This window comes from Streptomyces sp. NPDC015661 (genome assembly GCF_043077765.1).
Classification (GTDB): Bacteria; Actinomycetota; Actinomycetes; order Streptomycetales; family Streptomycetaceae; genus Streptomyces.
On the sequence record NZ_JBIBST010000001.1, the window covers coordinates 556041 to 578995 of the forward strand.

Consider the following 22955-nt stretch of genomic DNA (forward strand, 5'->3'; position numbering starts at 1 on the left):
ATTGTCACCGCCCGCGTAGGCCCGGCCCAACCGGATTAGGATGCGCGGCATGAGCTTTGGGGGACCGCAGTGGCCGCAGGAGCCGCAGCAGCAGGGGCAGCAGGGGTACGGACAGCAGCCCGGGTACGGCTACCCGCCGCAGCAAGGGCACGGGCAGCAGCAGCAGCAGGGGTACGGATACCCGCACCCCCAGCAGCCGGCGCAGCCGAACCCGTTCCCGGGCGCGCAGGGCAGCGGTGACACCCCCGACTGGGGCGCCCTCGCCGACGCCAGCGCCTCGCGCGGCCGCCGCAAGCGCCTCCTGCTGATCGCCGGCGGCGTCCTGGCCGCGGTGGCGGTGGGCGCGATCGTCGCGACGGCCGTCGTGAGCACCAACCAGAAGAACGACGAGGCCAAGAACGGCCCGGTCCCCACCGGCACGGTCTCCGCCACCGGCACGCCGACGCCGGAGCCGACCTTCTCCTCGGTGGCGCCGGCGCCCCCGCCGAACCCGAAGGACTACATCTCGGACCCGAAGAAGGACAAGGCCCCGCTCACCGCCGAGGGCCTCTTCCCGGGCAAGAAGATGAGCATGAACGGCCGCGCCTACAAGAAGGGCGCGACCTCCGCGACGACCAACTGCGCGGCCGTCACCCAGGGCGGCCTCGGCACGGTCCTGAAGCGGAACGGCTGCCAGCGGGTGCTCCGCGCCACCTATGTGAAGGACGGCGTGGCGATCACCGTCGGCGTCGCCGTCTTCCCGTCCGAGGCGGCGGCCCAGAAGGCGAAGGACCAGGCCACCGGCGGCATCGCGCCCCTGACGGGCGCGGGCGTGGGTGATTTCTGCCACGCCACCGTCTGCCTGCGCCGCTCGAACGCGATCGGCCGGTACGCGTACTTCACCCAGGGCGGCTTCGCCAACGGCAAGAAGGTCACCACGGCCGACAAGCCCGTCTTCCAGACCAGCGACGACCTCGGCACCTTCGCCTTCAACCAGATCTACGCCCGGGGCCGCGCCCAGGCCTCAGCAGCAGCCGGAACTCCCGGGGAGTGACCGCTTGTTGCGGGCCTCCTTGCTGCGCGCGGCAAGGAGGGCGTCCTCCGGGTAGCCGACCTCTTCGAGGGTGAGCCCGTGCGGGCGTACGACGTGGACGGCCGAGTCCCGGACGCCTGCGGCGAGCACCTTGCCGGGCCAGTCGACCGGCCGGTGGCCGTCGCCGACGAAGAGCAGGGCGCCGACGAGCGAGCGGACCATGTTGTGGCAGAAGGCGTCCGCCTTCACGGTCGCCTCCAGGATCCCGTCGTCCCGCCGCTCCCAGCGCAGCACCTGGAGCGTGCGGATGGTGGTGGCACCCTCGCGCTTCTTGCAGTACGCGGCGAAGTCGTGCTCGCCGACGAGCGCGGTGGCGGCCTCGTTCATGGCGTCCATGTCGAGGGCCCAGTCGTGCCAGAGCACATGCCCGCGGAGCAGCGGGTCGACGCCGCCGGGGTTGTCGGTGACGCGGTAGGCGTAGCGCCGCCAGACGGCCGAGAAACGCGCGTTGAAGCCGGCGGGGGCCTCTTCCACGGACCAGACCCGCACATCGTGCGAGAGCCGCCCCGCGAGCCGCCTGAGCAGCTTGTCGCGGTGCTCGGCCCACAGCTCCACGGGCAGGTCGACATGGGCGACCTGACCGCGCGCGTGCACCCCGGCGTCGGTCCGGCCGGCGACGGTCAGCTCGTACGTCTCCTTGGACCGGGTCACGGTCCGCAGGGCGTCCTCGATCTCTCCCTGTACGGTCCGCTGCCCCTGGGCCTGCTTGGCCCAGCCGGAGAAGTCCTTGCCGTCGTACGAAAGGTCGAGCCGAACCCGTACGAACCCGTCCTGCACGTCATCGCTCACGCGGAGATCCTCTCAAACACACGGGAACGGGCCCGCACCCCAGGGGTACGGGCCCGCTCACGAGAAACGTACGAAAAACGCTTACGCGTCCTTCGCCTCGTCCTCGGTCGCCTCGACGGCGGCGGCCTCGTCGGCCTCCTTGACGGCGCGCTTGGTGGCGGCCTCGGCCTCGGCAACGGTCGCCTTCTTGGCGATCTCGCCCTCGACCAGCTCGATCACGGCCATCGGGGCGTTGTCGCCACGACGGTTGCCGATCTTGGTGATGCGGGTGTAGCCACCCGGACGCTCCGAGTAACGCGGGGCGATCTCGGTGAAGAGGGTGTGGACGACGCCCTTGTCGGTGATCGTCTGCAGCACCAGGCGACGGTTGTGGATGTCGCCCTTCTTCGCCTTGGTGATCAGGCGCTCGGCGACCGGACGCAGGCGACGGGCCTTGGCCTCGGTCGTGGTGATGCGGCCGTGCTCGAAGAGCGACTTCGCCAGGTTGGCGAGGAGCAGCTTCTCGTGCGCGGCGGAACCGCCGAGGCGGGCACCCTTCGCGGGACGCGGCATGGTGTTTCTCCTTGTGATCTGCACCGGCCGTATGAGGTACCGATGTCAGTGTCCGAGCGGGCGGTCACCCGTCGGAGATCCGGCCGCGCCCGAAGGGGCGAGGCCGGAAGGGGCGCGGGGGCGGAGTCAATCTGCGGCTCCGCCGCGCGGCGCGATCAAGCACAGCGCTCCCGCACCCGGGTACGGACCGTGAGGTCCGAGCTCTCAGTACTGCTCGGTCTCGACGAAGCCCGCGTCCGCGTCGTCGTCGGCGCCGAAGGCGTCGGCGGCGGCGGTCGGGTCGAATCCGGGCGGCGAGTCCTTCAGCGCGAGGCCCATACCGGCCAGCTTCGCCTTGACCTCGTCGATCGACTTCGCACCGAAGTTGCGGATGTCGAGCAGGTCGGCCTCGGAGCGGGCGACGAGCTCACCCACGGAGTGGATGCCCTCACGCTTGAGGCAGTTGTACGAACGAACGGTGAGCTCGAGCTCCTCGATCGGCAGCGCGAGGTCGGCGGCCAGGGCGGCGTCCGTCGGGGACGGGCCCATGTCGATGCCCTCGGCGTCGATGTTGAGCTCGCGGGCCAGACCGAACAGCTCGACCAGGGTCTTGCCGGCGGACGCCATGGCGTCACGCGGGCGCATGGCCTGCTTGGTCTCGACGTCGACGATGAGCTTGTCGAAGTCGGTGCGCTGCTCGACTCGGGTCGCCTCGACCTTGTAGGTGACCTTCAGCACGGGGCTGTAGATGGAGTCGACCGGGATACGGCCGATCTCCTGGCCGACCTGCTTGTTCTGGACGGCGGAGACGTAGCCGCGACCGCGCTCGACGGTCAGCTCCATCTCCAGCTTGCCCTTGGCGTTCAGGGTCGCCAGAACGAGGTCGGGGTTGTGCACCTCGACACCGGCCGGGGGCGCGATGTCGGCGGCGGTGACCAGACCCGGGCCCTGCTTGCGCAGGTACATCACGACCGGCTCGTCGTGCTCCGAGGAGACGACCAGCTGCTTGATGTTGAGGATGAGGTCGGTGACGTCCTCCTTGACGCCCGGCACGGTGGTGAACTCGTGCAGGACACCGTCGATGCGGATGCTGGTGACAGCGGCACCCGGGATCGAGGAGAGGAGGGTACGGCGGAGGGAGTTGCCGAGGGTGTAGCCGAAGCCCGGCTCCAGCGGCTCGATGACGAACCGGGAGCGGAACTCGTCGACGACCTCTTCGGTCAGCGACGGACGCTGAGCGATAAGCATGTCTGCGTTTCCTTCAGTCGTGGACGCCCACTATTTGACGCCCGACAGCCACCGGGCGGCGGCCCGATGGTTTTGCTGCACGTACTGCAAGGGTACGGGCGGTACGCCCCACAAGGGGACGCACCGCCCGAAAAGTCCTGCTCAAGCAGCCTGTGCGTCAGACGCGGCGGCGCTTGGGGGGACGGCAGCCGTTGTGCGGCGTGGGGGTGACGTCCTGGATCGAACCGACCTCGAGGCCCGTGGCCTGGAGGGAGCGGATCGCGGTCTCACGGCCGGAGCCGGGACCCTTGACGAAGACGTCGACCTTGCGCATGCCGTGCTCCTGCGCGCGGCGAGCGGCCGACTCGGCGGCCATCTGCGCGGCGAACGGGGTGGACTTGCGCGAGCCCTTGAAGCCGACGTGGCCGGCGGAGGCCCAGGAGATCACGTTGCCCGAGGGGTCCGTGATCGAGACGATCGTGTTGTTGAACGTGCTCTTGATGTGCGCGTGGCCGTGAGCGACGTTCTTCTTTTCCTTGCGGCGCACCTTCTTGGCAGCGCCCTGACGACCCTTGGGGGGCATCTAAATCTCCTACGGGAGGTGGTCGGTCCTACAGCGAAGACCGTCTGGTCAAGCGTCCGCTGAGGACTACTTCTTGCCCGGCTTCTTCTTGCCGGCGATGGCGCGACGCGGGCCCTTGCGGGTACGAGCGTTCGTGCTGGTGCGCTGGCCGCGGACGGGCAGGCCACGACGGTGGCGGAGGCCCTGGTAGCAGCCGATCTCGACCTTGCGGCGGATGTCGGCGGCGATCTCGCGGCGGAGGTCACCCTCGGTCTGGAGGTTGGCGTCCACGTACTCGCGGATCTTGACGAGGTCTTCCTCGGCAAGGTCGCGGACACGGGTGGACGGGTTCACGCCGGTCGCGGCGAGGATCTCCTCGGACCGGGTACGCCCGATGCCGAAGACGTAGGTGAGTGCGACCACCACACGCTTTTCGCGCGGGATGTCAACACCGGAAACGCGTGCCATTCAATGGCTCCTGTGTTCTCGGGGGTCTGCTGCAGAACCGTTCCCGGCTGCCGTATGAGGTACAGGTCGGGTCCCCGGCCCCCGCCGGAGGTGCCGTCAACCGTGGGACACGGTCGGACGGGCTCTGCGTATGTACGTATTGCTATGCGTCGCGCGAAGAACTGCGAAATGCAGGTCGGTCGGCGTGCGTCAGCCCTGGCGCTGCTTGTGGCGCAGGTTGTCGCAGATGACCATGACCCGGCCGTGACGGCGGATCACCTTGCACTTGTCGCAGATCTTCTTGACGCTCGGCTTGACCTTCATGGGATGTGAGGTTCTCCGGGTCAGTGCCACCACCCGCGCGGAAGGGCGGGTGCGGGCAAGATCTACTTGTACCGGTAGACGATCCGGCCACGCGTCAGGTCGTACGGAGAGAGCTCCACGACGACCCGGTCGTCCGGGAGGATTCGGATGTAGTGCATCCGCATCTTGCCGGAGATGTGCGCGAGGACCTTGTGACCGTTCTGGAGCTCCACCTTGAACATGGCGTTCGGGAGGGACTCGATCACGGTGCCCTCGATTTCGATGGCACCTTGCTTCTTGGCCACGCTTCGCCTTTCGAATCGGCTACCTTGATCGACTCTCGCCGCCGGGTGCGGACACACGGGTACACGAGAGCCGACGCATCAGTCTACGTCAGGCCCCAGGAAAAGACGAATCGGGAAGTCTGCCCACCGTAGAAGATCATTACGCGAGAACCGAATCCGCTACGCCGACGGGACACCGGCCCCCGCCGCAGCCCTCCCGGGCTCGGCGCCCGGGGGCGCCTCACAGGCTTCGGGCCGCTGCGGCGGACTCCGTCCGCCGGACCGGGGAGCCGGGGCTCCGGGCCCACTCGGCGCACGGCGCCCGGAAGCCGCGCTACGCCAGCGGGTCCGGCGCCGCCGTCACGCCCAGCTCGGCGAGCTTCGCCTTGCCGCCGTCGACCGCCGTCAGGACGAGGGGGCCCTCCTCGGTGAGGGCGATGGAGTGCTCCCAGTGGGAGGACCAGGTGCCGTCGGTCGTGATGACCGTCCAGTCGTCCTTCAGGACCTCCGTGTGGGGGGTGCCGAGGGAGACCATGGGCTCGATCGCCAGGCAGAAGCCGGGGACCAGCTTCGGGCCCTTGCCGCGCTTGCGGGAGACGTAGTTCAGCAGGTGCGGGTCCATGTGCATCTCGGTGCCGATGCCGTGGCCGCCGTAGTCCTCGATGATCCCGTACCGGCCCAGGCTGTGGTCGCCCACGGCCGGCCGCGGCTGCCGCTTGATGTACGTCTCGATCGCCTTCGAGATGTCCACCAGCCGGTTGCCCAGCTTCATGGCCGCGATACCGGCCCACATCGACTCCTCGGTCACCCGGGAGAGCTCCACGAGCTCCGGGGCGTGCCCGGTGCCGACGAAGGCGGTGTACGCCGCGTCGCCGTGCCAGCCGTCCACGATCGCGCCGCAGTCGATCGAGATGATGTCGCCGTCCTTGAGGACGGTCTTCTCGTCGGGGATGCCGTGGACGACGACCTCGTTCACCGAGGTGCAGATCGTCGCGGGGAAACCGCCGTACCCGAGGAAGTTCGACTTCGCCCCGTGGTCGGCGATGACCTTCCGCGCGACCTCGTCGAGGTCCTTCGTCGTGGCGCCCGGCACGGCCGCCTCGCGGGTCGCCGCGTGGATGGCGGCGACGACCAGCCCCGCCTCGCGCATCTTCGCGATCTGCTCGGGGGTCTTGATCTGCACCATCGTGGCCGCGGCCTTTCCATCGAGTACGGGGAACAGAACAACGATACGGCCGCGGCACCCCCGAGGGGCACCGCGGCCGTATCGAACGAACCAGGGGTTACTTCTTGAGCGCGGCCATCGCCTTGGCGGTGACCTCGTCCACCTTGCCGAGCGCCGAGATCGTCTCGACCAGGTTCTGCGCCCGGTAGTAGTCGATGATCGGCTCGGTCTCCGTGTGGTAGACCGACAGGCGCTTGCGGACGGTCTCCTCCGTGTCGTCGTCGCGCTGGTACAGCTCGCCGCCGCAGGCGTCGCAGACGCCCTCGGTCTTCGGAGCGTTGTACGTCACGTGGAAGACGTGCGCGGAGTCCTTGCGGCAGATGCGGCGACCCGCGATCCGCTTCACGACCTCGTCCTCGGGGACCTCAAGGTCCAGGACCGCGTCCAGCTCGATGCCGTCGGCCTTGAGGAAGGCGTCCAGAGCCTGGGCCTGGGCCACGTTCCGCGGGAACCCGTCGAGCAGGAAGCCGCCCTCGGCGTCCGCCTGGCGCATCCGGTCCTCGGCCATCCCGATCGTCACGGAGTCCGGCACGAGCTGGCCGGCCTTCATGTACGACTGCGCCTCTACGCCCAGCGGCGTGCCCTGCGAGATGTTGGCACGGAACAGGTCGCCCGTAGAGATGTGCGGGATGCCCAGGTTCTTGGCGAGGTACGCGGCCTGCGTGCCCTTGCCCGCACCGGGCGGTCCGACGAGGACGATTCGCATCAGCGGAGGAACCCTTCGTAATTGCGCTGCTGGAGCTGGCTCTCGATCTGCTTCACGGTCTCCAGCCCCACACCCACGATGATGAGGATGCTCGTCCCACCGAAGGGGAAGTTGGCATTGGCGCCACCGAAGCCTGCCAACGCCATCGTCGGCACAAGAGCGATCAGACCCAAGTACAGCGAGCCCGGCCAAGTGATCCGGTTGAGCACGTAGCTCAGATACTCGGCAGTAGGTCGACCAGCCCGGATACCCGGGATGAAGCCACCATACTTCTTCATGTTGTCCGCAACTTCCTCGGGGTTGAACGAGATCGCCACGTAGAAGAAGGCGAAGAACACGATCAGGAGGAAGTACGCGGCGATGTAATACGGGTGGTCACCCTTGACGAAGTGGGCTTCGATCCAGGTCTTCCACCCTGCGGTGGAGTTCGAGAACTGCGCGATCAAGGCCGGGATGTAGAGCAGCGACGACGCGAAGATGACAGGAATCACACCGGCCTGGTTCACCTTCAAAGGGATGTAAGTGGACGTACCGCCGTAGGAGCGCCGGCCGATCATGCGCTTCGCGTACTGCACGGGGATGCGTCGCTGGGCCTGCTCGACGAAGACCACGAGGGCCACCATCACGAAGCCGATGAGGATGACGACACCGAACTCGATCCAGCCCTGGGCGAGCTTGCCGCTCTTCTTGATGGCCCAGAGGGCGCCCGGGAAGCCGGCCGCGATCGAGATGAACATCAGGATCGACATGCCGTTGCCGATGCCGCGGTCGGTGATGAGCTCACCGAGCCACATGACCACGCCCGTGCCCGCGGTCATCGTGATGACCATCGTGGCGATGGTGAAGATCGACTGGTCGGGCACGACCTGGTCGGCGACGATGCAGCCGCTGAAGAGCGCACCGCTCTTGGCGGTCGCGACGAGACCGGTGCCCTGAAGGATGGCGAGCGCCACGGTCAGGTACCGGGTGTACTGCGTGATCTTGGCAGTACCGGCCTGACCCTCCTTCTTGAGGGCTTCGAGGCGCGGGATCACGACGGTCAGCAGCTGCAGGATGATGCTCGCCGTGATGTACGGCATGATGCCGAGCGCGAAGATGGTGATCTGCAGCAGCGCTCCGCCACTGAACATGTTGACCAGGCCGAACAGGCTGTTGTTGCCCTCGCTGGCCTGCTTGACACACTGCTGGACGGCCTCGTAGCTGACGCCGGGTACCGGGATGTGGGCCCCGAGGCGGTACAGCACGATGATGGCGAGCGTGAAGAGCAGCTTCTTGCGCAGGTCGGGCGTCTTGAACGCCCGGGCGAACGCGGTGAGCACGGTGCCTCCTGCGACCCCCGCGCTATGCGTCAAGGGTGACGGTCTTGAGGTTCGACGATTGGTTATCGGTCTTCAATCCCGTGCGGGCATACCGCACGGAGTGTAGACAGTGCACGCCACCTTACCGGCGACCATGCCCCCCTAGGAACGACCAACCGGGGATGCCCCTTTTGAGAGGCGTCCCCGGTCGCGATCGAGCCGTTCCGGACCGACCGGAGGAACGGTTCGACACCCCACCTCGCCCCTTCCGGGGGAACACCCATGAGTAGCGATCCCGTTCGAAGGGCGGCCGGCGGAGGGTACTGGCGTACTGGCTGTCCACCTGGATCGTTCTGCGTGCAGTCGTGCTCGCCCAGGGGGTCGTCACGGGGTGACGCGGCACCGCGGACCCACGGCACGCCGTCCGGCGTGCCCGTCGGCCTCCATGGGCTCCTGCCGCGCGCACGAAGAAGCCCGGCCGGCTCCCCCACGGGGGAACCGGCCGGGCTCTTTCAGCTGTCGACCGAAGCTCAGACGAGCTCGGTGACGGTGCCGCCGGCGGCGGCGATCTTCTCCTTGGCGGAGCCGGAGACGGCGTCGACCGTCACCTGCAGCGCCACGGAGACCTCGCCCTGGCCCAGGACCTTGACGAGCTGGTTCTTGCGAACGGCACCCTTGGCGACCAGGTCGGCCACCGTGACCTCGCCACCCTGCGGGTAGAGCGCGGTGAGCTTGTCCAGGTTCACGACCTGGTACTCGGTGCGGAAGGGGTTCTTGAAGCCCTTCAGCTTCGGAAGACGCATGTGGAGGGGCATCTGGCCACCCTCGAAGCGCTCCGGAACCTGGTAACGGGCCTTCGTACCCTTCGTACCACGACCGGCCGTCTTACCCTTCGACGCCTCACCACGACCCACACGGGTCTTGGCGGTCTTGGCGCCCGGGGCGGGACGGAGGTTGTGGGCCTTCAGCGGGTTGTTCTCCGCCATGTCAGTCAACCTCCTCGACCGTCACGAGGTGGCGGACGGTGTGCACCATGCCGCGGAACTCGGGGCGGTCCTCCTTGACAACCACGTCGTTGACCTTCTTGAGGCCGAGCGAGCGCAGGGTGTCGCGGTGGTTCTGCTTGCTGCCGATGTACGACTTCGTCTGCGTGACCTTGAGGCGAGCCATTACGCACCCGCCCCAGCACGCGCACGGAGCAGAGCCGCGGGAGCGACGTCCTCGAGCGGCAGACCGCGGCGGGCCGCGATCTCCTCGGGACGCTGCAGGCCCTTCAGGGCCTCCACGGTCGCGTGCACGATGTTGATCGCGTTGTCGGAGCCGAGCGACTTCGACAGGATGTCGTGAACGCCGGCGCACTCGAGCACGGCGCGCACCGGGCCACCGGCGATAACACCGGTACCGGGGGAAGCCGGCTTGAGCAGGACGACGCCCGCGGCCTTCTCGCCCTGGATCGGGTGAGGGATGGTGCCCTGGATGCGGGGAACCTTGAAGAAGTTCTTCTTGGCTTCCTCGACGCCCTTGGCGATGGCCGCGGGAACTTCCTTGGCCTTGCCGTAACCGACACCTACGGTGCCGTCACCGTCACCCACCACGACGAGCGCGGTGAAGCTGAAGCGACGACCACCCTTGACAACCTTGGCGACGCGGTTGATCGCGACAACGCGCTCAACGTACGCGGTCTTCTCGGCGGCAGCGCCACCGTCGCGACCCTTCCGGTCCCGCCGCTCGCCGCCACCGGCACCGCTGCCGCGGCGCTGGGGTCCAGCCATTGGATTACCTCTCTCTGTTACGTCCGTTAGTCCCGGAACCGGGGCTTAGAACTTCAGCCCGGCTTCGCGGGCGGCGTCAGCCAGAGCGGCAATGCGCCCGGCGTACCTGTTGCCACCACGGTCGAACACGACAGCCTCGACACCAGCGGCCTTGGCGCGCTCGGCGACCAGGGCGCCGACCTGCTTGGCCTGCGCGGACTTGTCACCCTCGCCGCCGCGGATCGACGCGTCCAGGTTCGACGCCGACGCAAGGGTGTGACCCTTGAGGTCGTCGATGACCTGAGCGGTGATACCGCGGTTCGAACGCGTCACGACGAGGCGCGGACGCTCCGCCGTACCCGACACGTTCTTGCGGATGCGGATGTGGCGGCGGGCCTTGGCGGCACGCTTGTAAGCGTCGCCCTTGGCGATCTTCACACCGTATGCCATGGCTTACTTACCAGCCTTTCCGACCTTGCGGCGGATGACCTCGCCGGCGTACTTGACGCCCTTGGCCTTGTACGGGTCGGGCTTCCGCAGCTTGCGGATGTTCGCCGCGACCTCGCCGACCTTCTGCTTGTCGATGCCCTCGACCGAGAACTTGGTCGGCGACTCGACCTTGAACGAGATGCCCTCGGGCGCCTCGATCAGGATCGGGTGGCTGTAGCCGAGCTGGAACTCCAGAGCGGAGCCCTTCGCGGCCACGCGGTAACCGACACCGCTGATCTCGAGCGCCTTCACGTAACCCTGGGTCACACCGGTGATCATGTTGGCCACCAGCGTGCGGGACAGGCCGTGAAGGGCCTTGTTCTGACGCTCGTCGTTCGGACGGGTGACGTTGAGAACGCCCTCCTCGCCCTTAACGATCTCGATCGGCGCGGCGACGGTGTGGCTCAGGGTGCCCTTGGAACCCTTCACCGTGACCGTGCGGCCATCGATGGTGACGTCCACGCCGGCGGGAACCTGGATAGGCAGCTTGCCAATACGCGACATTAGCTATTCCTCCGTTCCCGACTACCAGACGTAGGCGAGGACTTCCCCACCTACGCCCTTCTTGCCTGCCTGCTGGCCGGTCAGGAGACCGTGGGACGTGGAGATGATCGCCACGCCCAGGCCGCCGAGGACCTTCGGCAGGTTGGTGGACTTCGCGTAAACCCGGAGACCGGGCTTCGAGATCCGCTTGATGCCCGCGATGGAGCGCTCACGGTTCGGACCGAACTTGAGCTCGAGGACGAGGTTCTTGCCGACCTCGGCGTCCTCGACCTTCCAGCCCGTGATGAAGCCCTCCTGCTGGAGGATTTCCGCGATGTGAGACTTGATCTTGCTGTGCGGCATCGTCACGGAGTCGTGGTATGCCGAGTTCGCGTTACGCAGACGAGTCAGCATGTCCGCGATCGGATCAGTCATGGTCATGAATTGGCCTTCGGCCTCTCTCGCCGGGGTTTCCAGTGCGCCATCCCTCTCCCCACACAGGGGCGGGACGGGTGCGGCGCGGGGACCTACGGCGTAGTAAGTCGTACGGGCGGCGGACGCCCAACCCCACAAGCCTAAGGCATGCGAGGGTGGGCCTCCGCCGACCCAATGCTTACCGAGAGTCCCTGGGCATCCCTAACGTCCAAAGGACGGAAGGGAGTTACCAGGAGCTCTTGGTCACGCCCGGCAGCTCGCCACGGTGAGCCATCTCACGGAGGCACACGCGGCACAGGCCGAACTTGCGGTACACGGAGTGGGGACGACCACAGCGCTGGCAGCGCGTGTAGCCACGCACGCCGAACTTGGGCTTGCGGGCAGCCTTCGCGATGAGAGCCTTCTTCGCCATCTCGCTTACGCCTCCTTGAACGGGAAGCCGAGGTGACGCAGAAGGGCACGGCCCTCGTCGTCGTTGGTCGCCGTGGTCACCACGGTGATGTCCATACCCCGGACACGGTCGATCTTGTCCTGGTCGATCTCGTGGAACATGACCTGCTCCGTGAGACCGAAGGTGTAGTTGCCACGCCCGTCGAACTGCTTGGGGGACAGACCACGGAAGTCGCGGATGCGCGGGAGCGCGAGCGACAGGGTGCGGTCCAGGAACTCCCACATGCGGTCGCCACGGAGGGTGACGTGCGCACCGATCGGCTGGCCCTCACGCAGCTTGAACTGCGCGATGGACTTGCGAGCCTTGGTGACGGCCGGCTTCTGACCGGTGATCGTGGTGAGGTCACGGACGGCACCGTCCATGAGCTTCGAGTCACGGGCGGCGTCGCCGACACCCATGTTGACCACGATCTTCACGAGGCCGGGAACCTGCATGACGTTCTCGTAGGAGAACTCCTCACGCAGCTTGCCCGCGATCTCCTCGCGGTACTTCGTCTTGAGACGCGGAGTGGTGGTAGCCATCAGATGTCCTCACCCGTCCGCTTGGCAACGCGGATCTTGTTGCCCTCGTCGTCGAAGCGGTAACCGACACGCGTGACGACCTTCTTGCCGTCCTTCTCCACGACCAGCTGGACGTTGGAGACGTGGACCGGAGCCTCGGTCGTGACGATGCCACCGGCCTGCGACGGGCCGGCCTTGGTGTGCTTCTTGACCCGGTTGACACCCTCGACGAGGACGCGGTTCTCGCGGGGGAAGGCCGTGATGACCTTGCCCTGCTTGCCCTTGTCCTTACCGGTGATGACCTGGACCAGGTCGCCCTTCTTGATCTTCATGCTTACAGCACCTCCGGCGCGAGCGAGATGATCTTCATGAACTTCTTCTCGCGCAGCTCACGGCCGACCGGGCCGAAGATACGGGTGCCACGAGGGTCGCCGTCGTTCTTGAGAATGACAGCGGCGTTCTCGTCGAAGCGGATGTACGAGCCGTCCTGGCGGCGGCGCTCCTTGACGGTGCGAACGATGACCGCCTTGACGACGTCACCCTTCTTCACGTTGCCACCGGGGATCGCGTCCTTGACGGTGGCGACGATGACGTCACCGATGCCCGCGTAGCGGCGACCCGAGCCACCGAGAACACGGATGCAAAGGATCTCCTTGGCACCAGTGTTGTCGGCGACACGCAGTCGCGACTCCTGCTGGATCACGTCTATCTCCTGATTTGTCTGCCGGTTCCCGGCGGGGTTGCGCTAAGCGATCAGCGCAACCCCACCGAGCCTGGCGGAACTGACCTGAGGGAAACCCCTCAGGTAATTACTTGGCCTTCTCGAGGATCTCGACGACGCGCCAGTGCTTCGTGGCGGACAGCTTCCGGGTCTCCATCAGGAGGACGCGGTCGCCGATGCCGGCAGCGTTCTGCTCGTCGTGAGCCTTGAGCTTGTTCGTACGGCGGATGACCTTGCCGTACAGCGCGTGCTTGACGCGGTCCTCGACAGCGACGACGACGGTCTTGTCCATCTTGTCGCTGACGACCAGGCCCTCGCGGACCTTGCGAGCGTTGCGCTCGGTCTTCTCAGTCACGTTGCTCTCGCTCATCAGGCGTTCTCCACCGTCTCGATGCCCAGCTCACGCTCACGCATCAGGGTGTAGATCCGGGCGATGTCCTTACGGACGGACTTGAGCCGACCGTGGTTCTCGAGCTGACCGGTCGCCGCCTGGAAGCGGAGGTTGAACAGCTCTTCCTTGGCCTCGCGGAGCTTGTTGAGAAGCTCCTCGTTGCCCAGCTCGCGCAGCTCGGACGCCTTGGTACCGGCCGACATCACAGCTCACCTGCTTCGCGCTTCACGATCTTGCACTTCATCGGCAGCTTGTGGGCCGCACGGGTCAGGGCCTCGCGCGCGATCTTCTCGTTCGGGTAGGACAGTTCGAACATCACCCGACCCGGCTTGACGTTCGCGATCCACCACTCCGGAGAACCCTTACCGGAACCCATGCGGGTCTCGGCGGGCTTCTTCGTCAGCGGGCGGTCCGGGTAGATGTTGATCCAGACCTTGCCGCCACGCTTGATGTGGCGGGTCATCGCGATACGAGCCGCCTCGATCTGGCGGTTGGTCACGTAAGCCGGCGTGAGGGCCTGAATGCCGTACTCGCCGAACGCAACCTGCGTACCACCCTTGCTCGCGCCGGAGCGCTTCGGGTGGTGCTGCTTGCGGTGCTTGACCCTACGGGGGATCAGCATGTCGGTCAGGCCTCCGTTCCGGTGCTCTCAGCCGGAGCAGCGGCGGCGGCGTCGGCCTTGGGGGCCTCGGCGGCCGGAGCCGACTGCTGCGGCTTGCGGCCGCGGCCGCCACGCTCGCCACCGCGGCCACCACGGCCGGCCGGGCGGTCGCCAGCGCCGGCACCACGGGCCGGGCGGTTACCCGCACGGGCCGCGGCGTTCTCGGCGCGGACCTCGGCGATGTTCTTGACGTCGCCCTTGTAGATCCAGACCTTGACGCCAATGCGACCGAAGGTCGTCTTGGCCTCGAAGAAGCCGTAGTCCACGTTCGCGCGGAGCGTGTGCAGCGGCACACGACCCTCGCGGTAGAACTCCGAGCGGGACATCTCGGCGCCGCCGAGACGACCGCCACACTGGATCTTGATGCCCTTGGCGCCGGCCTTCATGGTGCCCTGCATGCTCTTGCGCATGGCACGGCGGAAGGAGACGCGGGAGGAGAGCTGCTCGGCAACGGCCTGAGCAACCAGCTGGGCGTCCATCTCGGGGTTCTTGACCTCGAGGATGTTCAGCTGGACCTGCTTGCCCGTGAGCTTCTCGAGGTCGCCGCGGATGCGGTCGGCCTCGGCGCCACGGCGGCCGATGACGATGCCGGGACGCGCGGTGTGGATGTCCACCCGCACGCGGTCACGGGTGCGCTCGATCTCAACCTTCGAGATGCCGGCGCGCTCCATGCCGGACGTCATCATCCGACGGATGGCGACGTCTTCCTTGACGTAGTCCTTGTACAGCTTGTCGGCGTACCAGCGGGACTTGAAGTCCGTGGTGATGCCGAGCCGGAACCCATGCGGGTTAACCTTCTGGCCCATTACCGGGTTCCTTCCTTGCTGCTGACGACCACGGTGATGTGGCTGGTCCGCTTACGGATCCGGTAGGCACGGCCCTGGGCACGCGGACGGAACCGCTTCAGGGTCGGGCCCTCATCGACGAACGCCTCGCTGATGTACAGCGAAGAGGCGTCCGTGTGGTCGTAGTTGTGCGCGGCGTTGGCGATGGCGCTGTCAAGCACCTTGCCAACCGGCACGCTCGCGGCCTGCGGGGCGAAACGCAGGACCGCCTGAGCCTCCGTGGCGTCCATGCCACGGATAAGGTCCACCACGCGGCGGGCCTTCATGGGCGTGACGCGGATGTACCGCGCCTGGGCCCTGGCTTCCATGGTTGTCCTTCCAGTGTCTGTCATGGTCATTCCACCCCGCTACTAGCGGCGCTTCGACTTCCGGTCGTCCTTCACGTGACCCCGGAAGGTGCGCGTCGGCGAGAACTCGCCGAGCTTGTGGCCGACCATCGACTCGGTGACAAACACCGGAATGTGGGTCTTGCCGTTGTGCACCGCGATCGTGTGGCCGAGCATGGCCGGGATGATCATCGAGCGACGGGACCAGGTCTTGATGACGTTCTTGGTACCGGCTTCGTTCTGGGCGTCCACCTTCTTGACGAGGTGGCCGTCGACGAAGGGTCCCTTCTTGAGACTGCGCGGCATCTAAACCCGCTCCTAGCGCTTCTTGTTCGTCTTGCGGCGGCGGACGATGTACTTGTTCGAAGCCTTCTTCGGCGAACGAGTACGACCCTCCTTCTGACCCCACGGGGAGACCGGGTGGCGACCACCGGAGGTCTTGCCCTCACCACCACCGTGCGGGTGGTCGACCGGGTTCATCGCCACACCGCGAACGGTCGGGCGAACGCCCAGCCAGCGCTTGCGGCCGGCCTTGCCCCAGTTGATGTTCGACTGCTCGGCGTTGCCGACCTCGCCGATGGTGGCGCGGCAGCGGGCGTCGACGAGACGGATCTCACCGGACGGCATACGAAGGTGGGCCATCGTGCCCTCCTTCGCCAGCAGCTGCACGGAGGCACCGGCCGAGCGGGCGAACTTGGCGCCGCCACCGGGACGGAGCTCGATCGCGTGGATCGTGGTACCGACCGGGATGTTGCGGAGCGCCAGGTTGTTGCCGGGCTTGATGTCCGCGCCCGGGCCGTTCTCGACGCGGTCGCCCTGGGTCAGACCCTTGGGGGCGATGATGTAGCGCTTCTCGCCGTCCACGTAGTGGAGGAGCGCGATGCGCGCGGTGCGGTTGGGGTCGTACTCGATGTGAGCGACCTTGGCCGGCACGCCGTCCTTGTCGTGACGACGGAAGTCGATCACACGGTAGGCACGCTTGTGGCCACCGCCCTGGTGACGGACGGTCACACGACCGGTGTTGTTACGGCCGCCCTTGCTGTGCAGGGGGCGGACCAGCGACTTCTCCGGCGTGGACCGCGTGATCTCGACGAAGTCGGCTACGGAGGAGCCACGACGGCCCGGCGTAGTCGGCTTGTACTTGCGGATTCCCATTTCTCAGTCCTCGTCCGATTCCGGACGATCCAGACCGCCGTTAGGCGGTCGGACCGCCGAAGATGTCGATACGGTTGCCCTCAGCAAGGGTCACGATGGCGCGCTTGGTGTTGGCGCGCTTGCCGAAACCGGTGCGGGTGCGCTTGCGCTTGCCCTGACGGTTGATCGTGTTGACCCCGGTGACCTTGACCGAGAAGACCGCCTCGACGGCCTGCTTGATCTGGGTCTTGTTGGAGCCAGGCGCGACGATGAACGTGTACTTGTTCTCGTCCAGCAGGGCGTAGCTCTTCTCCGAGACAACCGGCTTGACGAGAATGTCGCGCGGGTCCGAGAAGGTCTTGCTGGTGACGACGGCCTCAGTCATCAGGCGTCGCTCCCTTCGGTCTCAGCGGTCTGGGGGCCAGACACGAAGGACTCGAGGGCGGCCTGGGTGAAGACCACGTCGTCGGAGACGATCACGTCGTACGTGTTGAGCTGGCCCGGCTCCAGGATGTGCACCTGGGGCAGGTTGCGGGCGGACAGCCACGCGGCCTCGTCGGAGCGCTCGACGACCAGGAGCAGGTTCTTGCGCTCCGAGATCTTGCCGAGCAGCGTCTTGGCGGCCTTGGTGGAGATGCCACCCTCGACCACGCCGGTGACGACGTGGATGCGGGAGTGGTTCGCCCGGTCCGACAGGGCACCGCGGAGGGCGGCGGCCTTCATCTTCTTCGGGGTCCGCTGCGAGTAGTCACGCGGCACGGGACCGTGCACGACGCCACCACCGGCGAACTGCGGGGCGCGGGTCGAACCCTGACGGGCGCGGCCGGTGCCCTTCTGGCGGTAAGGCTTCTTGCCACCACCGCGGACTTCGCCACGGGTCTTGGTCTTGTGCGTGCCCTGACGGGCCGCGGCCAGCTGCGCGACGACGACCTGGTGGATCAGCGGGACGCTGACCTTGGCGCCGAAGATCTCCTCGGGGAGCTCGACGGTCCCGGCCTTGTCGCCAGACGGCGAAAGGATGTCAATGGTGCTCATCGGTTCCTCAAACCCCCTTGGCCGCGGTGCGGACCAGGACGAGGCCACCGTTGGGGCCGGGGACGGCGCCCTTGATGAGCAGCAGACCCTTCTCGGCGTCAACGGCGTGGACGGTCAGGTTCTGGGTGGTCACACGCTCGTTGCCCATGCGACCGGCCATGCGCATGCCCTTGAAGACACGGCCCGGGGTGGCGCAGCCACCGATCGAACCGGGCTTGCGGTGCACGCGGTGGGCACCGTGCGAGGCCTTGCCACCACGGAAGTTGTGGCGCTTCATCGCACCGGCGAAGCCCTTGCCCTTGCTCTTACCGGTGACGTCGACCTTCACGCCGGCCTCGAAGACCTCGGCGGTGATCTCCTGGCCGAGCGTGTACTCGGAGGCGTCAGCGGTGCGGAGCTCCACCAGGTGGCGGCGCGGGGTGACGTCGGCCTTGGCGAAGTGGCCCTTGAGGGGCTTGTTCACCTTGCGCGGGTCGATCTCGCCGAAGGCGATCTGGACCGACTCGTAGCCGTCGACGTCGTTCGTACGGACCTGGGTCACGACATTCGGGCCGGCCTTGACGACGGTCACCGGGACGACCCGGTTGTTCTCGTCCCAGACCTGCGTCATGCCGAGCTTCTCGCCCAGGATGCCCTTGATGTTCTTAGCCATCTCGCGCGTCACCTCAGAGCTTGATCTCGATGTCGACGCCCGCCGGCAGGTCGAGACGCATGAGCGAGTCAACCGTCTTCGGCGTGGGGTCGAGGATGTCGATGAGGCGCTTGTGCGTGCGCATCTCGAAGTGCTCGCGCGAGTCCTTGTACTTGTGCGGCGACTTGATGACGCAGTACACGTTCTTCTCAGTGGGCAGCGGCACCGGGCCCGCGACCGACGCACCAGTGCGGGTCACCGTCTCGACGATCTTCTTCGCCGAGGAGTCGATGACCTCGTGGTCGTAGGCCTTGAGCCGGATGCGGATCTTCTGTCCCGCCATGGCTACTAGTAGTCCTTTGTCTCGTTAACGCTCTGGAACCCGGTCGGTTCGCGTCCTCCTCCGACCCACGCGGTCGGGCGTGTCGCGCTCCCTCTACGCAGAAATCCCTAGGGATCTCCCAACCAAGGGGGCACGGTCGCCATGACCGCAGGCCGGGGGCGAACACCCACCGGGCGCCTGGCCGGCACCCCGCTGACGCTTCCCAGAAGATTCCCGTACGTCCGCTCCTGAAAAGGAGCGACGAGTACTGTGGGACTCGCTTCCGGTCCTCCCGACGGGAGGCGCGCAGCATCGGCACTCAACCGAGCAACTTGGACAGTCTGCCATACGGGGCCTTCCGGCCGCCAATCGGGGGCGAAGACTGTACCCCACGTCACGTACACCCATGCGCCGGGGCGCATGCGCCGGTCCCGCGCGCCCCCTCCCCGTCCTTCGAGGCCGTCCTCCGAGGCCCTCACCCCAGGCGCCGGGCCCGCTCCGTCAGATGGCGCCGCTCGGGCGCGCTGGTGGTGTGGCGGGCCGCCTCGCGGTAGGCCGCGGCCGCACCCTCCTTCTCGCCGAGGAGTTCGAGCAGATGTGCGCGGGTCGCGAGGAGGCGGTGGCTCCGGGCGAGCCGCTTGTCCGCCGCCAGCCCGTCGAGGAGTTCCAGACCCGCCTCCGGGCCCCGGACCATCGCGAGGGCCACCGCGCGGTTGAGGGTGACCATCGGGTTCGGCCCGGTGTGCTCCAGGAGCTCGTACAGGGCGAGGATCTGCGGCCAGTCCGTGGCCTCGGCGGAGCCGGCCTCGTCGTGCACGGCCGCGATCGCCGCCTGGAGCTGGTACGGGCCGACCCGGCCCTGCGGCAGGGTGCGGCTGATCAGCTCCACGCCCTCGGCGATCAGGGCGCCGTCCCAGCTCCCCCGGTCCTGCTCCGCGAGCGGTACGAGTTCCCCGTGCGGGCCCGTGCGGGCCGGGCGGCGGGCGTCGGTGAGCAGCATCAGCGCGAGCAGGCCCGCCGTCTCGGTGTCGTCGGGGACGAGCCGGTGCAGCATCCGGGCGAGCCGGATCGCCTCCGTGGACAGCTCGGGCGCGGTGAGCTCGTCGCCGCCGCTGGCCGTGTAGCCCTCGTTGAAGACGAGGTACAGCACGTGCCGCACCTCGGAGAGGCGGGCGGTGCGGTCCTCGCCCTCGGGCGGCGCGAGGGACAGGCCGCCTTCCCTGATCGCCTGCTTGGCGCGGCTGATCCGCTGCGCCATCGTCGGCTCGGGCACGAGGAAGGCGGCGGCGATCTGCGCGGTGGTGAGGCCGCCGACGGCGCGCAGGGTGAGCGCGATCCGGCTGGGCGGCGACAGGTCGGGGTGGCAGCAGAGGAACAGCAGCGACAGGGAGTCGTCCCGGTCGGTGTCCGGAGCGTCGTCGGCGGCGCGCGAGAGGAGCGCGGAGTCCGGGGTGGCGAGCGCCACGGCGTCCTCGCGGCGCCGGCGCGCGGCCTCGCTGCGCACATGGTCCACGTACTTGCGGTGGGCGACGGTCAGCAGCCACGCGCGCGCGTGCTCGGGGACCCCTTCGTCCGGCCACTGCCGGGCCGCGGCGATCAGGGCCTCCTGGACGGCGTCCTCGCAGAGGTCGAAGTCGCCGTACCGGCGGACCAGCGTGCCGAGGACCTGCGGCGCACAGGCGCGCAGCAGGTCCTCGATCTCGTGCGCGCGGGTCACACGTCCGCCGCGGACTCGTGCAGGATCGGCCAGAGCTCGACGGGCTCGACGTCCGCGAAGGGCATGTCCGCGGCGATCTCCTGGGCCCGCTCCAGGCTGTCGCAGTCGAGCAGGTAGAAGCTGGCCAGGTACTCCTTGGTCTCCAGGTACGGGCCGTCGGTGACCGCGGGGACCCCGCCCTCGCGCCGTACGAGCTGGGCCGCGGCCGCGTCGGCCAGGCCGTACGCGCCGAGCAGCTCGCCGCTCTCCCGGTACCTGCGGTTGAAGGCCTCCTGCCGGGCGATCGCCTCGGGCCAGGCCTCGGCCGGGAAGGAGTCCCACTTGGCCTGGTTGCCGTAGATCATCGCGACGTACTTCATCTCGGGTGTCCTCCCCGTCCCGCCCGCCCCGGTGGCGCGCTGTCACCCCTCGGTCGGAACCAGGATCGTCCCCTCGACATCCGTCCGCACATTCCTGAGACCTTTTTTCGGGGATCTTCCCCGACGTCCCACGCCCGGCGCACAACCGGCTCACTCGCACATCCGTCTTCCAGTGGACCGATTGAGCGAAAGGCCCTGTCGTGCACACTCCACCCCGTCGGCGGGCGGTCCTCGCCGCCGCCCTCGCGGTCACCTCGGCCGTCGCCGCGTGTTCCGTACCGGAGCCGCGCCGGACCGCGCCGACCGCCGACCCGGCGCCCGGCAAGCCGATCGACTCCGCGCGGGACCGGCGGGCGCTGCTCCTGCAGTTCTCCGCGCATCCGGACGACGACCTGTACTTCATGAACCCGGACACCCAGCGGCTGCTCGACGCGGGCGTCCCGCTCGTCTCCGTGTACGTGACCGCGGGCGAGCACACCGGCCGGAACCGGATCGCGGGGATGCCCGAGACTCCCCCGGACCCGGCGGCCTACTCCTCCGCCCGCCACCAGGGCCTGCGCCAGTCGTACGCGGTGGCGCTCGGCCTCCCGGCCTTCACCTCCTGGCAGCGGGAGGTCCTCACGCTCCCCGGCGGCCGGCGGGCCGAGATCGACACCCTCGCGCACGGCGCCCGCAGGATCGAACTGGTCTTCCTCAACCTGCCGATGCACGCCGGCCGCCGCTACATGGCCCTGCCCGCGCTCTGGCAGGACCGGGCCCTTGAGCTGCGCACCCATCTGTCGGCCGGCTCCCCCGTCACCCGCGCCGACACCTACGACTACGACCGGCTGATCGACGTCCTCGTCGGGCTGCTCCGCCGCTACCGGCCGACGGTCGTGCACACCCTGGACCCGGACCCCGACATCCAGCTGAGCGAGGAGGCCGTCCGGAAGCGGGACTCCGAGCAGCCCGGCTACTCGGACCACGGGGACCACACGGCGGTCGCCTCCTTCACCTGGGCCGCCCTGTGCCGCTGGGTCACGGACGCGGTACGGGACGGGGAGCCGATACCGGCCTTCACCACCACCGCCTTCCGCGGCTACTACAACCGGCACTGGCCCAAGAACCTCCCCCCGGCAGTGCTCGAGGAGAAGGCGAACCGGCTCGTCCCGTACGGCGGGGACCCCTCCTGGCGGTGCGGGAACCCCTCGGGCTGCGGCGACTACGGCGTCGGCGGCGAGCGGCCGCTGACCAACCGCAAGGGCTGGGTGCGCTCCACGCACCACCGCTGGCCCGGCGCGGCCCCCGCGCTCGCCGTGGAGCCGGACGGCCGGCTCGCCGCGTACGGGGTGCTCGGGCTGCGCGCGGTCCGCTGGCGGGAGTCCGCGCCCGGCGTCTGGGACGAACCGGTGGACCTGGGCGGCGGCCCGCTCGCGCCGGCGCTCGGCTCGGCGGTCCTCCCGGACGGCCGGGTGCTGCTCCTCGGGGTGCGGTTCGCCGCGCTCGACGGGCACGGCGGGGCCAACCGGCGCGAGGTGGTGCTCCTGGAGCAGCGCTCCCCCGGCGGCGCCTTCCTGGCCTGGCGGGGCCTGGGGAATCCGGAGCGCATCGACGACCGGGGCCGCCGGATCGGCGCCCCGGTGGCGGTGACGGCCCCCGACGGCCGGGTCCACCTCTTCGTACGGAACGCGGACAGGGGCGTGTCGACGCGGGTGCGGGCGGCGGACGGCTCCTGGTCCCCGTGGCGACCGCTCCCCGGCGACGCGGAGGTCCAGGACGGCCTGGCCGTCTCGACGGACCCGGCCGGCCGGGTGCATGTGTACGCGGCGGGGCGTGCGTCCGTACGGCACTGGGTGGACGGGGTCCCGCAGTCCGCCCCGCTGCCGCTCTCCGGGTCCACGGTGGCGAGCGCGGGCGGCGAGCTCTACTTCCGGGCGCCCGCGGCGGCGCGGTTGACCGGCCCGGCCGGCGACGCCGGTCTCGACGGGTACGGGGGTGTGGTCGCCGCCCGGTCCCCGAAGCTCGGGACGGTCCTGCTCGGCACGGACCAGAAGGGCCGGACGATACTCAGGTCCGGCGGCCGGCTCCGTGGACAGGAGAAGGCGGCGGTCTCGGCCGCGCTCCACGTGGACGCCCGGGGGGCGACCGTGGTGGGCCTCGGCGCCGACGGCCACCCCTGGAGCCGGCGCCCGTAGGAGCCGGGAACGCGAGAAGGCCCCGCACCTTTCGGTGCGGGGCCTTCCCTCACTGCTCAGCAGCTCTTGCGAGCTACCAGGTCAGT

Annotated in this window: 35 protein-coding genes; 2 read left to right on the plus strand and 33 right to left on the minus strand. The window is 68.3% G+C overall.

Annotation, left to right across the window (positions count from 1 at the left end):
• Positions 1-49: 49 nt before the first annotated feature.
• Positions 50-1033, plus strand: a complete 984-nt coding sequence (locus ACF07V_RS02600; RefSeq protein WP_392151053.1) for a hypothetical protein — start codon at positions 50-52, stop codon at positions 1031-1033.
• Here the strand turns inward: ACF07V_RS02600 and truA are convergent.
• From truA to ACF07V_RS02765, 33 genes are all read right to left on the minus strand, one after another.
• Positions 1004-1861: a tRNA pseudouridine(38-40) synthase TruA gene (truA, locus tag ACF07V_RS02605; protein WP_392151054.1), complete on the minus strand. Its 858-nt coding sequence runs from the start codon at positions 1859-1861 to the stop codon at positions 1004-1006. The genes ACF07V_RS02600 and truA overlap by 30 nt on opposite strands.
• 81 nt (positions 1862-1942) lie before the next feature.
• Positions 1943-2413 carry a 50S ribosomal protein L17 gene (gene rplQ / locus ACF07V_RS02610; protein WP_189847048.1) on the minus strand — a complete coding sequence of 157 codons (471 nt, stop codon included), beginning with the start codon at positions 2411-2413 and terminating at the stop codon, positions 1943-1945.
• A gap of 204 nt (positions 2414-2617) precedes the next feature.
• Positions 2618-3640, minus strand: coding sequence for a DNA-directed RNA polymerase subunit alpha (locus tag ACF07V_RS02615; protein WP_004946635.1), 1023 nt, complete (start codon positions 3638-3640; stop codon positions 2618-2620).
• A gap of 157 nt (positions 3641-3797) precedes the next feature.
• Positions 3798-4202 (minus strand): 30S ribosomal protein S11, encoded by a 405-nt coding sequence (rpsK, locus tag ACF07V_RS02620; RefSeq protein WP_003956432.1) that lies wholly within the window; start codon positions 4200-4202, stop codon positions 3798-3800.
• A 66-nt stretch (positions 4203-4268) separates the two neighbouring features.
• A complete protein-coding gene (gene rpsM, locus ACF07V_RS02625) occupies positions 4269-4649 on the minus strand; it encodes a 30S ribosomal protein S13 (RefSeq protein WP_015035595.1) in 381 nt (126 codons plus the stop codon).
• 189 nt (positions 4650-4838) lie between these two features.
• Positions 4839-4952 (minus strand): 50S ribosomal protein L36, encoded by a 114-nt coding sequence (gene rpmJ / locus ACF07V_RS02630; protein WP_003956441.1) that lies wholly within the window; start codon positions 4950-4952, stop codon positions 4839-4841.
• 62 nt (positions 4953-5014) lie between these two features.
• On the minus strand, positions 5015-5236 hold the full coding sequence (gene infA / locus ACF07V_RS02635; RefSeq protein WP_003956442.1) for a translation initiation factor IF-1: 222 nt from the start codon (positions 5234-5236) through the stop codon (positions 5015-5017).
• 313 nt (positions 5237-5549) lie between these two features.
• The gene (gene map, locus ACF07V_RS02640) at positions 5550-6401 is read right to left on the minus strand and encodes a type I methionyl aminopeptidase (protein ID WP_392151055.1); all 852 of its coding nucleotides are present in this window, start codon (positions 6399-6401) and stop codon (positions 5550-5552) included.
• Between the two features lie 97 nt (positions 6402-6498).
• Entirely contained in the window at positions 6499-7146 is a 648-nt protein-coding gene (locus ACF07V_RS02645) for an adenylate kinase (protein WP_392151056.1), read from the minus strand.
• Positions 7146-8465 (minus strand): preprotein translocase subunit SecY, encoded by a 1320-nt coding sequence (secY, locus tag ACF07V_RS02650; protein WP_392151057.1) that lies wholly within the window; start codon positions 8463-8465, stop codon positions 7146-7148. The genes ACF07V_RS02645 and secY overlap by 1 nt, the downstream gene beginning before the upstream one ends.
• A 509-nt stretch (positions 8466-8974) precedes the next feature.
• Positions 8975-9430, minus strand: coding sequence for a 50S ribosomal protein L15 (gene rplO / locus ACF07V_RS02655; RefSeq protein ID WP_030687807.1), 456 nt, complete (start codon positions 9428-9430; stop codon positions 8975-8977).
• A 1-nt stretch (position 9431) separates the two neighbouring features.
• Positions 9432-9614, minus strand: coding sequence for a 50S ribosomal protein L30 (gene rpmD / locus ACF07V_RS02660; RefSeq protein ID WP_015035589.1), 183 nt, complete (start codon positions 9612-9614; stop codon positions 9432-9434).
• Entirely contained in the window at positions 9614-10216 is a 603-nt protein-coding gene (gene rpsE / locus ACF07V_RS02665; protein WP_015035588.1) for a 30S ribosomal protein S5, read from the minus strand. The genes rpmD and rpsE overlap by 1 nt, the downstream gene beginning before the upstream one ends.
• A 45-nt stretch (positions 10217-10261) precedes the next feature.
• Complete coding sequence (gene rplR / locus ACF07V_RS02670; protein ID WP_015035587.1) at positions 10262-10645, minus strand: 50S ribosomal protein L18; 384 nt, start codon at positions 10643-10645, stop codon at positions 10262-10264.
• A gap of 3 nt (positions 10646-10648) precedes the next feature.
• Entirely contained in the window at positions 10649-11188 is a 540-nt protein-coding gene (rplF, locus tag ACF07V_RS02675; protein WP_392151058.1) for a 50S ribosomal protein L6, read from the minus strand.
• A gap of 21 nt (positions 11189-11209) precedes the next feature.
• On the minus strand, positions 11210-11608 hold the full coding sequence (gene rpsH / locus ACF07V_RS02680; RefSeq protein WP_015035585.1) for a 30S ribosomal protein S8: 399 nt from the start codon (positions 11606-11608) through the stop codon (positions 11210-11212).
• Between the two features lie 220 nt (positions 11609-11828).
• A complete protein-coding gene (locus ACF07V_RS02685; protein ID WP_003948630.1) occupies positions 11829-12014 on the minus strand; it encodes a type Z 30S ribosomal protein S14 in 186 nt (61 codons plus the stop codon).
• A gap of 5 nt (positions 12015-12019) precedes the next feature.
• Positions 12020-12577, minus strand: a complete 558-nt coding sequence (gene rplE, locus ACF07V_RS02690) for a 50S ribosomal protein L5 (protein WP_106975815.1) — start codon at positions 12575-12577, stop codon at positions 12020-12022.
• Entirely contained in the window at positions 12574-12885 is a 312-nt protein-coding gene (gene rplX / locus ACF07V_RS02695; protein ID WP_015035583.1) for a 50S ribosomal protein L24, read from the minus strand. Before rplX ends, rplE begins: the two co-directional genes overlap by 4 nt.
• A 2-nt stretch (positions 12886-12887) precedes the next feature.
• Entirely contained in the window at positions 12888-13256 is a 369-nt protein-coding gene (gene rplN, locus ACF07V_RS02700; protein ID WP_003956455.1) for a 50S ribosomal protein L14, read from the minus strand.
• A 106-nt stretch (positions 13257-13362) separates the two neighbouring features.
• Positions 13363-13644: a 30S ribosomal protein S17 gene (gene rpsQ, locus ACF07V_RS02705; protein ID WP_030208995.1), complete on the minus strand. Its 282-nt coding sequence runs from the start codon at positions 13642-13644 to the stop codon at positions 13363-13365.
• Entirely contained in the window at positions 13644-13868 is a 225-nt protein-coding gene (gene rpmC / locus ACF07V_RS02710; RefSeq protein WP_017239580.1) for a 50S ribosomal protein L29, read from the minus strand. The genes rpsQ and rpmC overlap by 1 nt, the downstream gene beginning before the upstream one ends.
• Positions 13868-14287 (minus strand): 50S ribosomal protein L16, encoded by a 420-nt coding sequence (gene rplP, locus ACF07V_RS02715; RefSeq protein ID WP_017239579.1) that lies wholly within the window; start codon positions 14285-14287, stop codon positions 13868-13870. The genes rpmC and rplP overlap by 1 nt, the downstream gene beginning before the upstream one ends.
• A gap of 5 nt (positions 14288-14292) precedes the next feature.
• Positions 14293-15132, minus strand: a complete 840-nt coding sequence (gene rpsC / locus ACF07V_RS02720) for a 30S ribosomal protein S3 (protein ID WP_041130776.1) — start codon at positions 15130-15132, stop codon at positions 14293-14295.
• Positions 15132-15479 carry a 50S ribosomal protein L22 gene (gene rplV, locus ACF07V_RS02725; RefSeq protein ID WP_031012097.1) on the minus strand — a complete coding sequence of 116 codons (348 nt, stop codon included), beginning with the start codon at positions 15477-15479 and terminating at the stop codon, positions 15132-15134. The genes rpsC and rplV overlap by 1 nt, the downstream gene beginning before the upstream one ends.
• Before the next feature lie 42 nt (positions 15480-15521).
• Positions 15522-15803: a 30S ribosomal protein S19 gene (rpsS, locus tag ACF07V_RS02730; protein WP_015035577.1), complete on the minus strand. Its 282-nt coding sequence runs from the start codon at positions 15801-15803 to the stop codon at positions 15522-15524.
• A 12-nt stretch (positions 15804-15815) separates the two neighbouring features.
• The gene (gene rplB, locus ACF07V_RS02735) at positions 15816-16652 is read right to left on the minus strand and encodes a 50S ribosomal protein L2 (RefSeq protein WP_030208986.1); all 837 of its coding nucleotides are present in this window, start codon (positions 16650-16652) and stop codon (positions 15816-15818) included.
• 40 nt (positions 16653-16692) lie between these two features.
• On the minus strand, positions 16693-17016 hold the full coding sequence (gene rplW / locus ACF07V_RS02740; RefSeq protein ID WP_041130775.1) for a 50S ribosomal protein L23: 324 nt from the start codon (positions 17014-17016) through the stop codon (positions 16693-16695).
• Positions 17016-17666 carry a 50S ribosomal protein L4 gene (gene rplD, locus ACF07V_RS02745; RefSeq protein WP_392151059.1) on the minus strand — a complete coding sequence of 217 codons (651 nt, stop codon included), beginning with the start codon at positions 17664-17666 and terminating at the stop codon, positions 17016-17018. Before rplD ends, rplW begins: the two co-directional genes overlap by 1 nt.
• 7 nt (positions 17667-17673) lie before the next feature.
• A complete protein-coding gene (gene rplC, locus ACF07V_RS02750; RefSeq protein ID WP_030687820.1) occupies positions 17674-18318 on the minus strand; it encodes a 50S ribosomal protein L3 in 645 nt (214 codons plus the stop codon).
• Positions 18319-18331: 13 nt separating this feature from the next.
• Positions 18332-18640 (minus strand): 30S ribosomal protein S10, encoded by a 309-nt coding sequence (gene rpsJ, locus ACF07V_RS02755; RefSeq protein ID WP_003948644.1) that lies wholly within the window; start codon positions 18638-18640, stop codon positions 18332-18334.
• A 454-nt stretch (positions 18641-19094) separates the two neighbouring features.
• Positions 19095-20336 carry an RNA polymerase sigma factor gene (locus tag ACF07V_RS02760; RefSeq protein WP_392151060.1) on the minus strand — a complete coding sequence of 414 codons (1242 nt, stop codon included), beginning with the start codon at positions 20334-20336 and terminating at the stop codon, positions 19095-19097.
• Complete coding sequence (locus ACF07V_RS02765; RefSeq protein ID WP_392151061.1) at positions 20333-20695, minus strand: YciI family protein; 363 nt, start codon at positions 20693-20695, stop codon at positions 20333-20335. The genes ACF07V_RS02760 and ACF07V_RS02765 overlap by 4 nt, the downstream gene beginning before the upstream one ends.
• A gap of 200 nt (positions 20696-20895) precedes the next feature.
• On the opposite strand from ACF07V_RS02765, the gene ACF07V_RS02770 reads away from it, so the two are divergent.
• On the plus strand, positions 20896-22869 hold the full coding sequence (locus ACF07V_RS02770; protein ID WP_392151062.1) for a PIG-L family deacetylase: 1974 nt from the start codon (positions 20896-20898) through the stop codon (positions 22867-22869).
• Positions 22870-22955 lie beyond the last annotated feature (86 nt).